Annotated in this window: 14 protein-coding genes; 11 read left to right on the top strand and 3 right to left on the bottom strand. The window is 38.5% G+C overall.

Going from position 1 to position 19853, the window contains the following annotated elements; genetic code table 11:
- Position 1: 1 nt before the first annotated feature.
- Both NXG62_RS09960 and gmhA read left to right on the top strand, forming a co-directional pair.
- Positions 2-565, top strand: coding sequence for a beta-class carbonic anhydrase (locus NXG62_RS09960; RefSeq protein ID WP_427112257.1), 564 nt, complete (start codon positions 2-4; stop codon positions 563-565).
- Positions 566-600: 35 nt separating this feature from the next.
- A complete protein-coding gene (gmhA, locus tag NXG62_RS09965) occupies positions 601-1137 on the top strand; it encodes a D-sedoheptulose 7-phosphate isomerase (protein WP_427114275.1) in 537 nt (178 codons plus the stop codon).
- A 107-nt stretch (positions 1138-1244) separates the two neighbouring features.
- Here the strand turns inward: gmhA and NXG62_RS09970 are convergent, their stop codons facing one another.
- Both NXG62_RS09970 and NXG62_RS09975 read right to left on the bottom strand, forming a co-directional pair.
- Positions 1245-1892 (bottom strand): LUD domain-containing protein, encoded by a 648-nt coding sequence (locus tag NXG62_RS09970; protein WP_322351523.1) that lies wholly within the window; start codon positions 1890-1892, stop codon positions 1245-1247.
- A gap of 80 nt (positions 1893-1972) precedes the next feature.
- On the bottom strand, positions 1973-2626 hold the full coding sequence (locus NXG62_RS09975; protein WP_427112259.1) for a tetratricopeptide repeat protein: 654 nt from the start codon (positions 2624-2626) through the stop codon (positions 1973-1975).
- Between the two features lie 358 nt (positions 2627-2984).
- Here NXG62_RS09975 and nifJ point away from each other — a divergent pair, with 358 nt between their 5' ends.
- The 9 genes from nifJ to NXG62_RS10020 all read left to right on the top strand — a co-directional run bounded on the left by nifJ (position 2985) and on the right by NXG62_RS10020 (position 18140).
- Positions 2985-6518 carry a pyruvate:ferredoxin (flavodoxin) oxidoreductase gene (gene nifJ, locus NXG62_RS09980; protein WP_427112260.1) on the top strand — a complete coding sequence of 1178 codons (3534 nt, stop codon included), beginning with the start codon at positions 2985-2987 and terminating at the stop codon, positions 6516-6518.
- A gap of 205 nt (positions 6519-6723) precedes the next feature.
- A complete protein-coding gene (locus tag NXG62_RS09985) occupies positions 6724-7392 on the top strand; it encodes an exonuclease domain-containing protein (protein ID WP_322351522.1) in 669 nt (222 codons plus the stop codon).
- A gap of 937 nt (positions 7393-8329) precedes the next feature.
- Entirely contained in the window at positions 8330-10063 is a 1734-nt protein-coding gene (locus NXG62_RS09990; protein ID WP_427112261.1) for an ABC transporter ATP-binding protein/permease, read from the top strand.
- Between the two features lie 28 nt (positions 10064-10091).
- On the top strand, positions 10092-11072 hold the full coding sequence (locus tag NXG62_RS09995) for a hypothetical protein (protein WP_322351521.1): 981 nt from the start codon (positions 10092-10094) through the stop codon (positions 11070-11072).
- A 300-nt stretch (positions 11073-11372) separates the two neighbouring features.
- Positions 11373-12743, top strand: coding sequence for a short-chain fatty acid transporter (locus tag NXG62_RS10000; protein ID WP_427112262.1), 1371 nt, complete (start codon positions 11373-11375; stop codon positions 12741-12743).
- Between the two features lie 72 nt (positions 12744-12815).
- On the top strand, positions 12816-13775 hold the full coding sequence (locus NXG62_RS10005) for a 3-hydroxyacyl-CoA dehydrogenase NAD-binding domain-containing protein (protein WP_322351520.1): 960 nt from the start codon (positions 12816-12818) through the stop codon (positions 13773-13775).
- A gap of 204 nt (positions 13776-13979) precedes the next feature.
- Positions 13980-15560, top strand: a complete 1581-nt coding sequence (locus tag NXG62_RS10010; protein ID WP_427112263.1) for an acyl CoA:acetate/3-ketoacid CoA transferase — start codon at positions 13980-13982, stop codon at positions 15558-15560.
- A 6-nt stretch (positions 15561-15566) separates the two neighbouring features.
- The gene (locus tag NXG62_RS10015) at positions 15567-16961 is read left to right on the top strand and encodes an FAD-dependent oxidoreductase (RefSeq protein ID WP_427112264.1); all 1395 of its coding nucleotides are present in this window, start codon (positions 15567-15569) and stop codon (positions 16959-16961) included.
- 66 nt (positions 16962-17027) lie between these two features.
- The gene (locus NXG62_RS10020; RefSeq protein ID WP_427112265.1) at positions 17028-18140 is read left to right on the top strand and encodes a 4-hydroxybutyrate dehydrogenase; all 1113 of its coding nucleotides are present in this window, start codon (positions 17028-17030) and stop codon (positions 18138-18140) included.
- A 91-nt stretch (positions 18141-18231) separates the two neighbouring features.
- On the opposite strand, the gene NXG62_RS10025 is transcribed toward NXG62_RS10020, so the two are convergent.
- Complete coding sequence (locus NXG62_RS10025) at positions 18232-19701, bottom strand: hypothetical protein (protein WP_427112267.1); 1470 nt, start codon at positions 19699-19701, stop codon at positions 18232-18234.
- Positions 19702-19853 lie beyond the last annotated feature (152 nt).

The raw sequence follows: 19853 nt of genomic DNA on the forward strand, positions 1-19853 counted from the left end.
CATGTCGCTTTTATTACAGCAGATTAAGGAAGCAAATAATAAATTTGTAGCGTGTCAACTAAAATCAGTTAAAGCACCTCTTTGCAAGTATCCAACGCGTAAATTGGCAATTCTTGCCTGCATGGATACCCGTCTTGTATCTTTTCTAGAGCCGGCAATGGGAATTTCCCGCGGAGAAGCTAAGATTATCAAGGTGGCTGGCAATGTGGTGTATACGGATTTTGATAGTGTCATCGGTAGTTTGATGGTTGCGGTATATGAACTTCAGGTGCAGGAAATTATGGTTATGGGGCATGATGATTGTGGAATGCTGCGTACTACGGCAGCCAGCTTGTGTGCTAAAATGAAAGTACGAGGTATTGCTGAGCCGGATATTGAAAGAATTCGTCCACAACTGCAGAAATGGGCAGATCCCATTGAAAATATCACGACATCGGTTATGACAACGGTAGCATGTTTACGAAAAAATCCGTATTTGCCTGCGGATGTTTTGATTCATGGGGCCGTAATTCATCCAGATACAGGCCGGATTACGATTATTTCAGATGGCTCAAACTTGGAATAAAGGAGGCGATTTCTTTGGGTATTATAGAAGAACGGATGCATGATCATGAAGTTGTTTTATCTGCGACAAAGATATTGCAGCCCGAGATCAAACGAGCGGGAGCGATCATCAGTAAAGCTGTTGCGGAAGGCCATAAAATCCTTTTTTGTGGCAATGGCGGAAGTGCAGCTGATGCACAACATTTAGCGGCAGAATTTGTAGGACGCTTTCAGAAAGAACGAAAAGCACTTCCTGCCGCAGCCTTGACCGTAGATACGTCCGTTCTTACAGCGGTTGCCAATGATTATGGGTATGAAACGATATTTAAACGGCAGGTTGAAGCGTTGGGACAGGCAGGAGATGTATTAGTTGGGATTTCCACGTCAGGTAACAGTGCAAATGTTTTGTCGGCAATGTATGCTGCCAGAAAATACGGTCTTATGGTTATTGGTATGACAGGTATGGGAGGCGGTAAAATGGCAGCAATCTGTAATGTATGTCTGGCTGTTCCGTCGGAAGTCACAGCAAGAACCCAGGAAATGCATATTATGATTGGTCACATTCTGTGTGAATTAGCGGAAGCGGATATATGAAATAATAGTAAAGTAAATTTGTTAAACAAAAGAAAGAAGCAGAGAATGTACATCTATTTCTCTGCTTCTTTCTTTTGTTTGCAATACACATGATTATATGGACGAATTTAATATCCGAGATTTTCTCCGACAAGAATTATTTTAATTCTATTTGCAGGTTTGCAGAACCGAGTGCGTACTATTTGGCAGCATATCGTCTGTGGACTTAGACAGTCGGTACACATTCCGGTTATAAAGCAAGGTGTTTTTGTACCGGCAAAACGCTGAACATTGATAGGTGCTGCTACGGAACGGGCGCGAGCAATAGCGGTATCTACAGTAGGTTTAATTTTATTCATGCCAATGATTGCAATGACTTGTTTGGGACCATAACAAAGGGCTGCGACACGGTTGCCATTCCCATCAATATTAAATAACTGTCCATCTTCACAAACAGCATTAGCGCTCATAAGAAATGTATCACAGAGCAATGCGTTGCGCATTAATTCAATACGTTCTTCCGGGGATTTAGCATTATCGCGGTTGATAACGGTGTAACCGTGTTCCAAAATATAAGGTCGCAGCCCTATTTCATCAATAGAGACGGAACCGCCCCAGGAAATCACATCTTTTTTGGAAATAAGAGACAATGCTTTTTCTAATGCATTTTCCTTAGTAGGGCAATAATACGCTTCAAAATTTCGCTTTTCGAAAGCTTTGGCTACTACGGGACCTTTCTTATCATACATTATGTGCATCATATCAGATCTATCCATTTTTATTCCTCCCTGAAAAATTAAATAACTAAGAATATAAATGCTATTGGCAGAAAATAACATACTGGTTAGTAGCGGAATTATTCATTGATAAGAGATTTAAAAGCCGGATCGCTGCGGATAGAGTCAAAGTGAGACTGTGTACGAGCAGCCTGTTTTACATTGATGTTGTCCAATGACATTGCTTTTTTTAAATATGTGACGGCTTCTTTTGCTTGGCCTTTATCTCCATATATTGTAGCAATTCCATAATAACTCCATGTATTATCAGGTTCTTTTTGAATAACCTTTTGAAACCAGTAGATAGATTCGTCATAGTTTTTGTTAATTTTTAATGCTAAGGCTAAGTCGTAAAAAGCAGCTACATAATTGGGATTTTTTTGCAAAGCACTTTTGATTAAAGCAATTCCCGAGGTAATATCCTGCGTACTGTTGTTTTCATTACCTTGCATGGCTAAAGCAATTCCTTTTCCAGAAAGGGCTTTATAATTATTTTTGTCGATAGAAAGGGATTTATCATAAAAAAATATTGCTTCATTATAATTAAATGATTCATATGCGGTTAGCCCTTTTTGAAAAAGCTGCTCCGATTGCGGATCAATCGAAGGAATTGCCGATGCCGCAGATGAAATAGAAGATGCCAAGGGTTGCGTTGAGTTAGGAAAACTGCCGCAACCGCTTATCCCTAATAGGAGAGCTGTAGCTATAAAGAAAAACGATTTACATGAATACATAAGAAACTCCTTTCTTTATATATTATACCATATAAGGTACAGTCTAAATAAAATATAAACGTTTTTCCATACAATTGTCTGTCGAAAAAAATATATATTTTGTATAGTTTATCATATAGCCGTAAAGCAAGGTCGTGTATTTTTTAAGATAAAAATCGAACACATATAATATCTTAATGTTGTAATATTAGCATATTAACTATGTATTTTATATATAATTAAAATACATAGTTAAAGGTTTAACTTTGCTGTTTTTGCAAGATTATTGAAAAAACGTTAGTTCTTCGTTATAATTAAGAGGATAAGATAAACGTTTAACTTATGCAGGAAATGTTCATTCTATAAGGAGATGTTGAAATTGGCAAAACACATAATGAAAACCATGGATGGCAATGAAGCGGCAGCATACGTATCCTATGCATTTACGGAAGTTGCCACGATTTATCCGATTACTCCCTCCTCGCCGATGGCGGAACACGTTGATGTATGGTCGGCGCAAGGGAAGAAAAATCTTTTCGGGCAGCCGGTTAAACTCATGGAAATGCAGGCTGAATCAGGAGCGATAGGGGCCTTGCACGGAGCACTTGAAACCGGATCTCTGGGGACATCTTATACCGCTTCACAAGGACTGATGCTGATGATCCCGGTCATGCATCGTATTGCCGGACAGTTTAAACCGGCTGTTCTTCATGTGGCGGCTCGTACAGTGGGGTCTCATGCCATGTCTATTTTCGGGGATCATTCTGATGTTATGGGGTGCCGCAATACAGGCTGGGCCATGTTATGCAGCTCCAGTGTTCAAGAAATTATGGACCTTGCCGGAGTCGCACATCTTTCCACGATTAAGGGGCGGGTGCCTTTTCTGCATTTTTTTGATGGATTCCGGACATCTCATGAAATTCAAAAAGTTGAAGTCATGCCATATGAGGAACTGGGAAAGCTGATTGATAAGAAAGCACTGTATGATTTTAAACATACCGCCCTTAATCCGGATCATCCGTGTATCCGGAGTTGTGTTAATAATCCGGATATTTTTTTCCAAGCACGGGAAGCAGTCAATGAACATTATATTAATCTCCCTGACATTGTACAGTCTTATATGGATGAGATCAATAAACTAACCGGGCGTGATTACAAGTTGTTTAATTATTATGGTGCCCAAGATGCGGAACACGTTATTGTTGCAATGGGGTCTGTCACGGGAGCTATTCAAGAAACGATTGATGAATTAATGGGGCAAGGACAAAAAGTAGGTTATCTGCAGGTTCATTTATACCGGCCGTTTTCATTGAAGCATTTCTTTGCCTCTTTGCCGGATAGTGTGACCACGCTTACTGTCCTTGATAGGACCAAGGAACCGGGAGCTGTAGGAGAACCGCTTTATGAAGATGTTTGTGCGGCTATTAAAAATAGTGACCGGAATATAGCTATCTTAGCGGGCCGGTATGGGTTATCTTCTAAAGATGTACCGCCGGCACATATTAAAGCTGTATTTGATAATATGGATACACCACAGTCAAAGCAGCATTTTACAGTCGGGATTCAGGATGATGTAACCTATTTATCACTGCCGATTAAGCCGATGACCGTTGATACGACGGGAACTGTGAGCTGTAAGTTTTGGGGGTTTGGATCCGATGGGACTGTGGGGGCCAATAAAAATTCCATTAAAATTATCGGGGATAATACCGATATGTATGTGCAAGCGTATTTTGAGTACGATGCAAAAAAATCAGGCGGTGTTACGAAGTCACATCTCCGGTTTGGCAAAAGACCTATCCGTTCGACATATTATGTGACAGCTGCTGATTTTATTGCCTGTCATAAAGAAGCATATATGCATAGTTATGATATTGTCGGGGAACTTAAAGACGGAGGGACCTTCTTATTAAACTGCAGCTGGGATATGTCTGAATTGGAACAACAGCTTAGTCCGGAGGTTAAGCGTCAAATAGCTCAAAAACATATTCACTTCTATACGATAGATGCCACAAAAATTGCGAAGGAAATTGGATTGCGCAACCGAACGAATACAGTTCTCCAAGCAGCCTTTTTTAAACTGGCAAATGTTATTCCTATTAATGAAGCAGCGGCATATATGAAGGAAGCCATTCAAAAAACGTATGCGGCGAAGGGAGAAAAAATTGTCTTTATGAATCAGGAAGCGGTAGACCGTGGTGTTTCCGATGTGGTGGAAGTACCTATCCCCCAAGCGTGGCAGACGATTGCAATTCCGCATGCGGCAGAAGCAGATGACAGTATTCCTGATTTTGTTAAGAAAATAGTGATGCCGTCCAATGCACAAAAAGGTGATGATATACCGGTTAGTGAATTTATGCCGTATGTTGATGGATCCTATCCGTTGGGAAGTTCACAATATGAAAAACGCGGCATTGCTGTCGATGTACCGCAATGGATTCCAGAAAACTGCCTGCAGTGCAATCAGTGTGCACTCGTTTGTCCCCATGCGGCGATTCGGCCGTATGTATTGGATGAACAAGAGCAAAAAGCAGCCCCGGAAGGGTTTGTTACAAAACCAGCTGCGGGGAAAGGTCTTGAAACGCTGGGGTTCCGTATACAGGTATCCCCGCTTGATTGTTATAGCTGTGGCAGTTGTGTCAATGTGTGTCCGGCTAAAAATAAGGCATTGGTATTGAAACCGTTTGAAACACAGAAAAAAGAAGCAGATAACTGGACTTATGCTCAAACCATATCCGATAAAAATACCGGTCTGGATAAATTCAGCGTTAAAGGCAGTCAATTCAACAAGCCTTTGTTGGAATTTTCCGGAGCTTGTGCAGGATGTGGGGAAACACCTTACATGAAACTGCTGACACAGCTTTTTGGGTCACGGATGTTTGTAGCGAATGCAACGGGGTGTACACAAGCCTGGGGATCGGCACTTCCCTGTATTCCCTATACGACGGATAAGAACGGACATGGACCGGCGTGGTCAAATTCTCTGTTTGAAGATAACGCCGAATTTGCTATGGGAATGTACTTATCTTTATCACAGCAGCGGGAAGCGATTGCCGAACGGGCGAAGGCACTGCTGCCACTGGCAGACGGGGAATTAAAAGATGCGGTGCAGCATTGGATTGATTCTTTGGGAATTGAGAATGAAGGAGAAGTAACCAGCGATATCAGCAGGGCGTTTATTAATGCACTGAACCATACACCACTGGAAGGAACAGCAGCAGAACTTAAAGAATATTTATTGGCGCATGAAGAACATATTGCCAAGAAGACGATTTGGATGTATGGCGGCGACGGCTGGGCATACGATATTGGTTATGGCGGATTGGATCATGTCATGGCAACTGATGCCAATGTCAATATACTCCTTGTGGATACAGAAGTATATTCCAATACGGGGGGACAGTCTTCGAAAGCCACCCCTATAGGAGCCGTAGCTCAATTTTCGTCTGCGGGCCGTCGATATAACAAAAAGGATTTAGGACGTCTTCTCATGACATACGGGCACATTTACGTGGCACAAGTGGCGCTGGGTGCTAACCCGGCACAGCTTATTAAGGCAATTAAAGAAGCAGAGGCCTATAATGGTCCGGCAATTGTTATTGCGTATGCGCCTTGTATCAGCCATGGTCTTTCGAAAGGAATGGGTTTCTCTCAACTGGAAATGAAGAAGGCGGTTGACTGTGGGTATTGGCATTTGTATCGGTATAATCCAGAACGTATAAAAGAAGGAAAAAATCCGTTTATTCTTGATTCTAAGGAACCAACGGGTTCTTTCCGGGAATTTCTTATGGGAGAAACACGATATGCTGCCTTAACTCGGACATTCCCAGAAGTAGCAGAGGAACTTTTTGCTAAAGCGGAAGCAAATGCTAAACAAAAGTATGCTATCTATAAAAGAATGGCTGATGAATAATAAAATTAAAACTATATTTTGTCAAAAAATAATATTTATTTTAGTCTGCCTCTCACATAATACTGTTTGAGAGGCAGATTTTTTTTGTTAGACTTGATATATAGTACAAAAAAATTGCAAGATCGTTTTTTTATTTATATGTGAATTATGTTAAAAAATGTGATATAATCAACTATCATAAAGATTCAGAACAGGAGGAATGCCAGTGAAGGCGGTATTTATCGACTTCGAGATGAATCCGATTAAACGGGAACAAAGACAAGCCCGCCGGATTTGTGCGGGAGAGATTATAGAAATAGGTGCGGTTAAACTGAATGAACAGGGAAAAGAAATAAGTTCTTATAAAGAATATGTTCGCCCAGAATATACCACCGAAATGGATAATACTTGTCAGCAATTGACCGGAATTACCATGTCCGTCCTATCTAGAGCAGATCATTTTAGGACTGTATATAAAAGGTTTTTGAAATGGTGTAATGCTGAAGAAGTAAATAACTATGAAATTTATGCTTGGAGCGAAAGCGATTGGCGCCAGCTTAATGGGGAGCTTCTACTCAAACAAATGGATATTACTGATGCAAATGTTCGTTGGATGTTAGCGCATTGGCAAAATTTTCAACAAATTTATTGTAATATACTTGGGTTGGATCAAGTTATTTCATTAGATAAAGCGGTCAGCACGTTGGGAGAAAAATTTGATGGTCAAATGCATGACGCACTTTGGGATGCTCGCAACACATCAAAATTGTATGTGATTTCAAAAGAAAAAAAAGAATTAAATAAAATAATAAAACCTATACTGGAAGCGACAAAGCCGTCTGAACCGTTAACGTATTCTTTAGCAGATGCCTTTCAAACGGCCAGAGAGCGTTAACTATGTTATACCTGCGGTGTATTGCTGCAGGTATTATTATTTAAGCAATCTGGTAATATGTCAACTCTATAAAAGAAAAGGTTTCAAAAGGATTCCCAGAAAATGAGTGCTCGTTTATGTTGATGAATTTTTACTTCATCATATTTTTTTTGTAGAATGCAGCAACTTCGCCGCATTGATTTTTTACATGGCGGGGTGCTTCAATCAGGTAATACCTGAGATAGGCATTGCCAGCTTTTGAACGTGGTGTATCGTCAGCCTTGATCCCAGTTTCATAGGTCGAGAGCCGTATGAAGGATGAGGCGATGACAAACGCGCATCGACATAGTCGTTCTTGCCGAGGTCAATAAACGATTGCTTGTAGTTTTTAATGGTCTTCGGATTCAAGCCGTATACCACAGTGTGGAACGGAGTAAGAACTTCACAGGAAGAGAGATGGTTCGCGGCCTGTATGCCGTAAAATAACGTAGATTCAAGAGCTGCCACACGTTGTGCAAGATTCTTACGGGAACGCAGATCTCTGCGAGTCGTTTGGCAAGTTCTACCGCACCGGGTTGGTTAAGAGTAGAAAGAAGATCCGCCTTCTTCAAAGTAAATCACCTCCTTTTCGGCAAGAGTTGGAAAAGTGAATAAGGAATAATCCTGATCTTAATTGCTGACCGTACCCTCGTTAATAAGCATTCACTCGTGAGAGGCAACGTTGCTGGAAACCACTCTCGCCCAGGGACGTAACATCTGTGTAAGCGGTATTTGACACTAAAGCAGGCGTCAAGCTTCTTGAGCAGTCACCGATAGGTGCCGCAAGGGAGAAAAGACGTAACCTTGACCATAAATCTCTAAAAGTAATTGTAGCATCAGGAATTCCATATTAGAAGTTTTACCTTGTAAGCAAGGCGGAAATCTTGCTTACAAAATATATTATACGAGGGGGAGCATTATGAAACTGTTTTCTTCATATCATCAATTTTTTTCTCATGTTTGGATATTAACAAAAAGTTATTGGAAATCAGAAGAGAAAAAGAGTGCTTATGTACTTTTGACAGGAGTTGTATTGCTTACCATAGCTATTGTTGTTATGCTGGTATTGTTGAATCAATGGAATAATACTTTTTATACGGCATTGCAAGAGTATAATACGACTGTTATCTTTAATGAATTAATACATTTTTCATGGTTGGCAGCTTTATACATAATTTTTTCTGTGTACTCCTTTTATCTACAGCAGGTATTAGGATTGCGATGGAGAAAATGGCTGACGGCGCAATATCTTGAGTGTTGGCTTAAAGGAAAAACGTATTATCGATTACAGATGTTTGGAACGACAACGGATAATCCAGATCAACGTATTAGTGAAGATATTAATCTTTTTGTAACGAAAACCATTGAATTGACAGTAGGTTTTATTAAGGCAATTTGTGTATTAACGGCGTTTATTATTATTCTGTATCAAATATCAGGTACATTGGAATTTACTCTTATGGGGGTGAGCTGGCATATCCCTGGATATTTAGTATGGATTGCCATTTTATATGCCGTCATTGGTACATGGCTGACACACCGAGTAGGATATCGGCTGATGAAGCTTAATTTTATTCAACAACGCTATGAAGCTAATTTTCGATTTAGTATGATGCGTATGCGGGAAAATGCCGAAAGTGTCGCTTTTTATGGAGGAGAAAAACAAGAGTGTCATATATTTCGTCATCGTTTTAGGATGTTGTTAGATAATTTTTGGAAGATTATTCAAAAGAAAAAGCAATTGATTTGGCTTAATAGCGGATATTCTCAAATTGCAATTATTTTTCCTTTTATTGTCGTTATGCCACGATATTTATCTAAAGCAATTTCTTTGGGTGGTCTGATGCAAGTAGCAAATGCTTTTGGCAAGGTGCAGGAATCACTTTCTTATTTTGTGGACATGTATGCGATACTGGCAGAATGGAAAGCTGTTGTTGATCGTCTTACAAGCTTTAATAAACATATGAAAGAGATTTTGTGGGAAGAAAAAGAAAACGAAGATGTAGAACAATCTTTTTCGGACGGTGGGTTGGAACTGTTTCATTTTGGTATATACCTGCCGAATGGAGTTCCCTTGCTGGAGGATGTTACACTGCGATTTACCGCAGGAAAAAACATTCTTATTCGCGGCGTCAGCGGCAGTGGAAAAAGTACCTTTTTGAGAGCCATTGCCGGAATATGGCCGTATGTATCAGGAAAAATAAATATGCTGCCAAAAGAGCAAACTATGTTTGTTCCTCAAATACCTTATCTGCCGCTTGGCACATTGCGGCAAGTATTATTATATCCGGGGGACATGGAATTTTCTGATCAGATAGTAAAACAGTGGATGCATATCTGCCGTATTGCGTATCTATCGGATCAACTTGATGTAGAAGCTGATTGGAATCATGTTTTATCTGTAGGAGAACAACAGCGGCTGGCTTTTGTTCGGGTCTTTTTGCAAAAACCGACCTGGATTTTTTTTGATGAAGCGACATCTGCTCTTGACGAAGATACAGAAGCATATCTGTACCAGCTCCTGCAAAAACAATTGCCAAAAACAACTTTTGTCAGTGTAGGACATCGAAGTACGTTAACGCTATTTCATTCGTTGATTTTGACGCTGCATAAAGACACGCGGCATATTACCATGGAGATAGCAGACGTATAAGTCGTATTGAAAGGAATAGGGATTTCGTATGGGTGCAGCAGAATTACGCATAGTATTTATTTTTGTTGATTTGATATTGCCGCTTGTTGTTGGATATGGATTAAAAAAAATTAATAGGCTTACAGCAGGACAGTGCAATTGGTTGATTCGCTTTAACATTATCGTTATATTTACGATTTTGTCAATTCTTAGTTTTTGGGTTATGCCTCTTCGTGCGGAATTGATTATGCTGCCTTTCTTCGGATTTTTTTGTTCGGCAGTGCCGCTTGGAATTGTTTATTTTTTTCATTTACAAAAAAAATTTCCTGATATATTAGAACAGGGAAGTTATATTATTACAGCCATTCCGGCTAATATTGGCACGATGGGGGGCTTGTGTGCCTTTATTTTATATGGTGAAGTCGGATTTGCTTATGCACAAATGGTTGGCGTATTTCAAAATTTAGTGATGCTTTTTGTTTGTTTTCCTATGGGATATTATTTTAAATTTCGCAGTATACATACAGATGAACCATTTGCTATGGGAAATTTGAATTGGCGCAGTGTATTTATCAACTGGAATCAAATATCTGTAATGGGGATGTTGCTTGGTATTGTACTTTATATTATGCATGTACCTCGTCCGGAAGTTCTAAACATGATGTTTCAGGCCTTGGTCCATTTTGGCGCTTGGTTTGCTTTGATACCTATCGGGTATATGATTGATTTTTCAGGTCTTAAAAAATATTACTGGAGTACCTTTGACTTAGTACCTATTAAAATGATTGTTACTCCGGCCATTTGTTATCTGATAGCCTCTTTATTTACGAGAGATGCTGTGCTTTTAGGTTCCGTTATTATTTTAATGGCGGCGCCTTGTGCGATCAACGCCTTGATTACAGTACGATTATACGGGCTTAATATAAATTTATCTATGGCTCCTTTTATTACTACTGTAGGTTTGTATATTTTAGTTTTGTTTCCAGCCTTCTATCTTTTTGTTGTAAACGGTATATTGCCATTTAAATAAATTAGGCATAAATATAGTTTATAGTATGTTCATTATTTGCGGTAAGATTCAAAAGAAGAGTTGTGTTTTGACTCTTCTTTTTTGTTTTTAAAATATTTAGAAAATTGAAATAAATAAAATGTGAATTTATTGAATTCACAAAGACGATTCCATTTCAAAATAGTCTACTTGTTCGTTCTATTATTCATACCTGACTATTTTACAATATAAACATAGAATATACAAAAACGGATGAAGGAGAGGATGCTGAAATTACAGGTGAAAACTATCACAAAGTTTTTTTCGAAGGGAGATGGCTTTATGGCTACGAACAACAAACATTTTACAGATTATTTTACAGATTTTGCTCAAAAATGGGTGCCAGACTCATATGTTATTGCATTAGTATTGACTATTGTGGCATTTATCCTTGCTAAAATATTTACCCCTGCAGGTCCATTTGATATTGTTATTTCTTGGGGGAAAGGGTTTTGGACGTTATTAGCATTTTCTATGCAGATGTCTTTAATTGTTATCACTGGTTATGCGCTGGCAACAACGCCGATTTGCAAAAAGTTGATATCGTCGGCTTGCAGTAAACCGAACTCGGCAACTTCCGTGTATGTTTACGCAGTTATCCTTGCCTCCATTGGTTTTTATTTGAACTGGGGTTTTGGACTGGTATTTGCAGCTTTGATTTCTAAAAATCTTGCGATTCAAGCAGGAAAAAAAGGAATTAAAATTGATTATCGGTATCTCTGTGGAGCGGCATGGACTCCGTTCTATATTTGGCATATGGGACTTTCTGGATCTGCACCATTACTAGTTGCGACGGCTGACCATTTTATGGTCAAGGAAATAGGAATAATTCCTATTTCTCAAACTATATTTCATCCATACAATTTAATTTTAACAGCAATTTCCGTGGTGGCTATTATCATTCTTTTTGGATTTATTCTTCCGCCTCGTGATGAAACAAAAATGATTTCTATTACTGAGTTCAATCCAGAACTTGCAAAAGAAGAAACAGCAACTGCAGCGGAAAAGAAAGTTATTAAAACACCGAGTGAATGGGTAACATATACACCATGGTGTTCTTATATAGTAGGGTTAATGTTTTTGACGTATTTATATTATCATTTCTTTGTTATTGGAATGTCTTTAGATATAAATGTATTAAACTTTTTGTTCCTGACGTTGATTATTTGGTTATATGGATCACCGGCAGAATTATTAAAAGCAGTTAAGGCCTCTACTCCGGCGGCTTGGGGGGTTATTCTTCAATTTCCTTTTTATGCAGGTATTTTTGGGATTATGAAGTATACAGGTCTTGTTGATACCATCTCAGCATGGGTAATTGCTTTCAGTACAGAAGCTTCATTTCCGGCTATTGCCGCTATTTTGACCGGATTTATCAGCTATTTTATTCCTTCCGGTGGAAGTAAATGGGTTATTGAGGCACCTTTTCTTATTCCGGCCGGTCAGGCTTTAGGTATTCCCGATGCACAGACGGTTATTGCATATATGTTTGGCGGTGATTTAGTCGCTTTAATTCAACCGTTTTTTGCTGTTCCGTTTATGGCAGTTTGCGGCTTGGAATTTAAAGACTTCGTAGGATATAGTTTTGTTGCGTTTATTGTATTAGGAATTCTCATGGTTCTTGGATTGACATTTATACCCTTTACGATTTAGTCCGGCATGACTTTTTAAGAAATACTCCTGAAAATATAGAATGCGTTCGTTTATAAGAAAGAGGGAACTACTATGAAAAAGTTAGAAGAAATTAAAACAATTTGCAATCTTGGCTGTGGTACGATGGGGTTTGGTACGGCGATATTGTTTGCTAAAAGTGGGTATGAAGTAAACATGTTTGGACGAAAAGATGCCAGTATTGAACGGGCTATGAAAAATATACATTTGACGTTGGGGGTCATGAAAGACAATGGTCTTGTAACGGAGGAAGAAATTAAGAATTTGCTTAGTCGGATTCATGGAGTTACAACTCTTAAGGATGCTGCGGCAGGAGCCGATTTTGTTATTGAATCTGTTGCTGAAGAGGTACCTATTAAACAAGCTGTTTATAAAGAAATGGAAGATTATTTAGATTCAGATGTCATTTTTGCGACAGATTCTTCAGGATTGAGTCCGACCGAAGTTGCAGCTGTATTGAAGTATCCTGAACGCTTTGTTGTTGCCCATTTTTGGAATCCGCCTCATCTTATTCCACTTGTAGAAGTTGTTCCAGGAGAAAAAACGAGTAAGGAAACAGTTGATATTACTTGGAAGTTAATGGAAAAAATTGGTAAAAAACCGGTAGCATTATTAAAAGAAGCTCCCGGATTTATTGGTAATCGTCTTCAATTTGCATTGCTTCGTGAAGCGTTATACTGTGTTCAAGAAGGTATTGGTACTGCTGAGGCAGTTGATGCTGTATGTAAATATAGTATTGGACGGCGACTTTCTGTTACAGGGCCGATTGAAACCGCAGATCTTGGAGGCTTGGATATTTTCTATAATATTTCAGCGTATTTAAATGCGGATCTTGCCGATGATAAAACTGGTTCATCTGTTATGAAAGAATGTGTCGATAAAGGAAATTTAGGTGCTAAAACGGGAAGCGGACTTTATCACTGGACACCAGAAGATTTGGCAAAAATTAAACGGACCAGAGAAGAAATTCTTATTGAATGGTTGAAAAAAGATGCTTCTGGGCAGAAATTTTAAAATATTTGAATAATCGAGTCCCATCATTTTATCTAATGGATGATGGGATTTTATTTATTATGATAAATAAGAATATTAAAGTTGACTTTTGTGAATTTAAATATAAGTATATTGTCCTAAAAGGTCTTATTGTTCGCTCTGTCATTCACGGTTTATTTTTTTACAATATGATTAAGAAGATAAATGGAACGGAGGATGATACATATGAAACAAGTTTCGATTATTACATCAGAACAAGCGGCAGACCTTATTAAAGACAATGATTTTGTAACGGTTAATGGCTTTTTAGCTTCTGTACAACCGGAAGCATTAACTTCAGCATTAGAAACACGATTTTTACAAACGGGATCACCTAAGGATTTAACACTTTATTATTGTGCGGGACAGGGAAATTCTGATGGACGCGGCGGAGAACATTTTGCTCATGAAGGTCTTTTAAAACGGGTTATTTTGGGGCATTGGGGGACTGTTCCGGCAATTGCGGCAATGGCTAATGCGTGCAAAATGGAAGCGTACAATTTTCCGCAGGGTACATTGGCGCAGCATTATCGAGATGTAGCGGCGCATCGAATGGGTACATTTACCAATGTGGGATTAGAAACTTTTGTAGATCCACGAATCAGTGGCGGTAAAATGAATGATATTACAAAAGAAGATCTTGTACAACTGCAAGTTATCAATGGAGAAGAGCAGCTTTTTTATCCGCGGATGAAGATGGATATTGCTTTTATTCGTGGTACTTTTGCTGATGAGTGGGGAAATATAGTTATGACTAAAGAAATTTCACCTATCGATGCCCTGCCACAAGCCCAGGCTGTACATAACAGCGGAGGAACCGTAATTGTTCAGGTGGAAAAAGTCGTAAAAGGAGGATCTTTAGATCCTAAATTGGTTATTATACCGGGGATTTATGTAGATTATGTTGTAGAAGCTGAATCTGTTTTATATCAGCAGCAAACTTTTGGGTGTGAATTTGATCCTTCTGTTTGCGGAGAAATCAGTATTCCCGTAGAAGCTATCAAACCGGCGCCTTTGAATGCTAAAAAGGTTATTGCCCGCAGAGCGGCAATGCTCTTATTTGATATGAGCAGCGAGGCGGTTATTAATTTAGGAATCGGTATTCCTGAATTAATATCTTCCGTTGCTGCCGAAGAAGGGATTGGAGATTCTTTGACGATGACCGTCGAAGCGGGAGCAATTGGCGGAGTTCCTTTGGGGGGAGTTCGGTTTGGTGCTAGTATCAATGCGGAATGTTATTTGGGACAAGCGGCACAATTTGATTTTTATGATGGCGGTGGATTAAATTTAGCCTGTTTAGGGTTAGCGCAATGTGATGGACAAGGAAATGTTAATGTAGGAAAATTCGGTTCGCGTATTGCCGGTTGCGGCGGATTCATTAATATTACACAGAACACTAAGACCGTTGTTTTTTGCGGGACATTTACTGCCAGTGGATTGAAAGAAGAAATAACAAATGGAGAACTCCATATCGTGCAAGAGGGAAACGTAAAAAAATTTCTTGGCAGTATTGATCAGATTACCTTTAGTGGGAATTACGCCCGTAAACACGGACAGAAAATTATGTACATTACGGAACGAGCCGTTTTTGAAATAAAAGAAGATGGCATTCATTTAACTGAGATTGCCCCGGGGATAGATTTACAAAAGGATGTTCTTGAGCAAATGGAATTTATACCTATTGTGAAGGAAATCAAATATATGCCGGACAGTTTGTTTAGAAATAAGCGGATAGGATTGAAAGAAATGAGAAAGCAGAAGGGATGAAAGAGAATGACTCAACGTACAAATAAAACAGGCATACTCGCTTTTGAGCAGGAACCGTTAGAGAGCAATGATTATACCATGCAAGAAGCAATAAAAGAGGCACGGCGTTGCTTGCAATGTGCAGTTCCTCAATGTCGAAGAGGCTGTCCTGTAAAAAATGAAATTCCGCAATTTATTCATGAGTTAGCTCTCGGTAATTTTGGTGCGGCGGCAAATTATATTGCCAATAATAGTGATTTACCGGCCATATGTGGTCGTGTATGTCCTTGGGAAAAGCAGTGTGAAGGTTCGTGTATTTTAGAAAAAAAAGGAAAACATATAGAAATTGGGAAACTAGAACGATTTGTTGCGGATACCGTTATGGATGCCGGTGTTTTTCCATGTACATCCGGTATGAAAGCAAACGGTAAAGTCGCTGTTATCGGCAGTGGTCCGGCAGGGATTACTGCCGCATATGAGCTGGCACGGCGTAATTATGAAGTAACCGTTTTTGAAAGCGATTCGGAACCGGGGGGAATGCTGATGTTTGGAATACCCGCTTTTCGACTGCACAAGAACTATATTTATCGTGAGATTGATTGTTTGCAAAAACTGGGGGTCTGTTTTCAATATAATGTAAAGATAGGACAACAGAAATCTATTGAGGATTTATTCGCAGAACACTTTGAGGCGATATTTGTTGGTATTGGAGCTTCTGCAGCTTGGAGTCTAGGAGTAGACAACGATACACTTCCCGGTGTAGTAGATGCTCAAATTTTTTTGCATCAAGTACAACAGGTACAGATAGGAAAAGGGGATATTACCCAATTACCTATTCAAGCAGGCGATTCAGTCATTGTAGTGGGAGCCGGAAATGTTGCCATTGATGCGGCACGAACAGCGGTACGGTTGGGAGCAGATGTAACTATTGTATATCGTCGCGCTGAACACCATATGAAGTGTTTACCTTCAGAATATCAAGCAGCTAAAAATGATGGAGTAAAATTCAAATTTTATTCGGCACCGCGTGCCGTTGTAGGTGCAACTTGTGTGGAAGGACTGCAATATGAAAAACAAAAAATATTGGAAGATGCTACAATGGTCCCAACGGGTGAATTTGGTGTTGTTCCGGCAAATAAAATTATTGCTGCAATTGGTAATCGTCCGGAGATGGATTGTATTAATGCATTGCAGGTAAATGCCAGTAATGAGGGATATATTTCAATTACGGAAAAACCCTACGGAATGACAAGTCGTGTGGGGGTATTTGCGGCAGGGGATATAGTACATAAACCAGCAACCGTTGTCTTGGCTATGCGGGAAGGTAAAAAAACAGCAATAGGCATTGATCGATATATACAGGCAAAGCATTTGTTAGAAGGAATTAAACAATTTAGTAATATATCACATCTGACCGATTAATTCTATGAGAAAGATACGTTACCAATAAACCCATTTTTTTGATATGTAAGGAGTGAAAAACAGTATATGATGGAACTAAAAGTAAAACCTGTTATTGCTTCATATGACAACTTTCAGCAGTTTGCAAAAAGTGAGAATATTTGTGAAAATGATTTGATCGTCACTAATCATTATGTATATGAAGCAGATATGGAAATGTTGCATTTACCCTGCCCTATTTTATTTCAGGAGGAATATGGGTTTGGAGAGCCTACGGATAGTATGTTGGAGTCAATACAAAAAGATTTTCCCAAAGACATACAACGTATTATTGCTGTTGGAGGCGGCACTGTTCTTGATATTTCTAAACTGCTGTCTCTGAAACACTGGCTGCCCGTTCGAGACTTGTATGATGGAAAAGTTCCTGTAGAAAAGGATAAAAAGCTAATACTTATTCCAACGACCTGTGGTACAGGAAGTGAAGTAACTAACGTAGCCGTAGTAACGTTTGCATTAGAGAAGAAAAAGGAAGGATTTGTACGAGAGGAACTATATGCGGAGCAGGCGGTCCTTATTCCGCAGTTATTAAGAACCCTGCCATTCAATGTATTTGCTACAACTTCAGTGGATGCGCTGATACACGCGATAGAAGCAGCATTATCACCTCATGCGAGTGAGACTGTCCGTTTATTTTGTTATAAAGCGATTGAAATGATTATGAACGGATATTTTCAACTTCGAGAAGAGGGACCGGCAAAAAGAAAACAATTATATCAAGATTTTTTACTTGCTAGTACATATGCCGGTATTGCATCGGATAATGCAGGGTGTGGAGCTGTTCATGCATTGAGTTATCCGTTGGCAGTAAAATTTCATGTTCCTCATGGGGAAGCAAATTATGCGCTTTTTACGGGAGTAATGAAAAATTATATGGAGTTAAAAAAAGATGGAGAAATTGAGAAAATAAATAAATTTCTTGCAAGTTTATTGAAATGTCCCGTAGATTTAGTGTATGATCAACTAGAAATATTGCTTAACCAGTTACTTCCTAAGAAAGCGCTTTGGCGGTATGGTGTTAAAAAATCGAATTTAGTGGAGTTTACCGATTCTGTCATGAAAACGCAGCAACGGCTTATGTCCAATAATTTTGTTCCGTTGAATAGGGAAATAGTATATAAAATATATAAAGAATTACTTTAAATGATACCAAAATAATTCGTATAGATGAAAATTCGGACCTGGGATGCAACACAAATATCCGGGTCCGAATTTTTTGTACAGTTGTAGGTTTTTATATGTCATGTAGTGCTAAAGTACGTTCTATAAACTTTTTATATAGTTCGTATTTTTTATTTATATCGTTATATGTATATTGATGATAAGCCGGCAGTTCTTTGAGCCGTTGAAAAAAAGATTGAAAAAGATTGACTAACTGTTTACTTGATACAATATAAAAAGGACTGGCGTTATTAGTAATATACTGGCGGTTTTTTTTAAGAAAAGCCGAAGAAAAATTAGAATAGAAAGAAAGATTAGATTCATGATAATCAATTGTTTCAATAGATGATTGAAGAACTCCCATTATCATACGAGGATTATTTTTCATCATGCTGAGAATGTTTTGAAGGTGATCTTTGCGTTCTTCTGTTGTTGTTTTATATTCAAGATCTGTAAAGAACATATAGCCTGTTTCGATATAACGAATGATAGAAGTTGTAGGCAGCATAAATTCTACATCGACTGTGCTTAGCAATTCTTCCCATAAAATACGTAAATGCCGTATTTGACGGACAACATTTTCTGAAGCGCAGGAATCTCTTAAAATATTGTCAATTGTATTTGAAGGAAGAAGAAAATCAAATCCATTGGTGAGAAAAAAGAAAAAGTGACTGGCAGAGTAAAAGGCAGTACGAAATCCCATTTCATCAATCCCCAAAACTTTTGCAGGAGAAATGAGCGGGGTTTGATTGGTGAAACAAAGGAGAAAACGGTCATAAATATCTTCGACTAAAATTTTATCAGAAATATAGGTGCACATATCCATAAATCCATCGGATTGTAAAGAATATTGAACAACAAATGAGTCCTCCAACACAATCAGGTTGGTATGCTCTAAATTAGTATTGTCATAAAATACAAAATCGTAATCCAGTAAATGATTAAGCATGCGATATAATCGACGCATATATTTAGGATCACTGGATAGCTTATCCAAATTTATTCCAGCACGAACGGTGATACGTTTTGCATTAAGAGTACAAGATTCAAAGTATTTCCAAAATCCGAGATCAGATAAGGCACAAAATTCACCAAATATCAGAAGATTAGCTTCATGGTTAGTACTGTCAATTTTTTTTTGAAACAAATCGTTTAGAAATTTACTGATATCGTGATATCCCGTAATAACACGAATCGGAGATGTATACTCTTTTTGTTTTCCAGGATTTTTCTTTACAGAAACACGGTATGCAGCACAAAGATATTGAGTTACTTCAAAAGCAAGATCTACCGTATGGGGAGAAATAGACAGAGCCGCATATAACGTTTTTTGTTTATTTTCTTTAATAATTGTATCGGCAAAGTGATGAGCCATTTTTTCATTGATTTGCTGAACATGTTTAGTAGTTGGCAGTTTTATTCCATTACACCATTTACTGATATACGAAATATCGTAACCTGTAATATTTGCCAAAACCAGATTTTTTGTTTGTGTCAAGGAAATCAAATTTTTTAATGCGGTTGCGTAATCTTCAGTTATCATATGCATTTCACCTGTAGTAATCATTAAAATAGACAATAAACACAATACATTTAATTATATAATTTATAATGTTTTAAGTGTTTTATTAAATAGGGGCAGGTCATGTAAAAAATGTTCATAAAAGTGATTACAAAGCCAACTGACGGTTTGTT

The organism is Megasphaera sueciensis, assembly GCF_050219315.1.
Taxonomy (GTDB): domain Bacteria; phylum Bacillota; class Negativicutes; order Veillonellales; family Megasphaeraceae; genus Megasphaera_A; species Megasphaera_A sueciensis.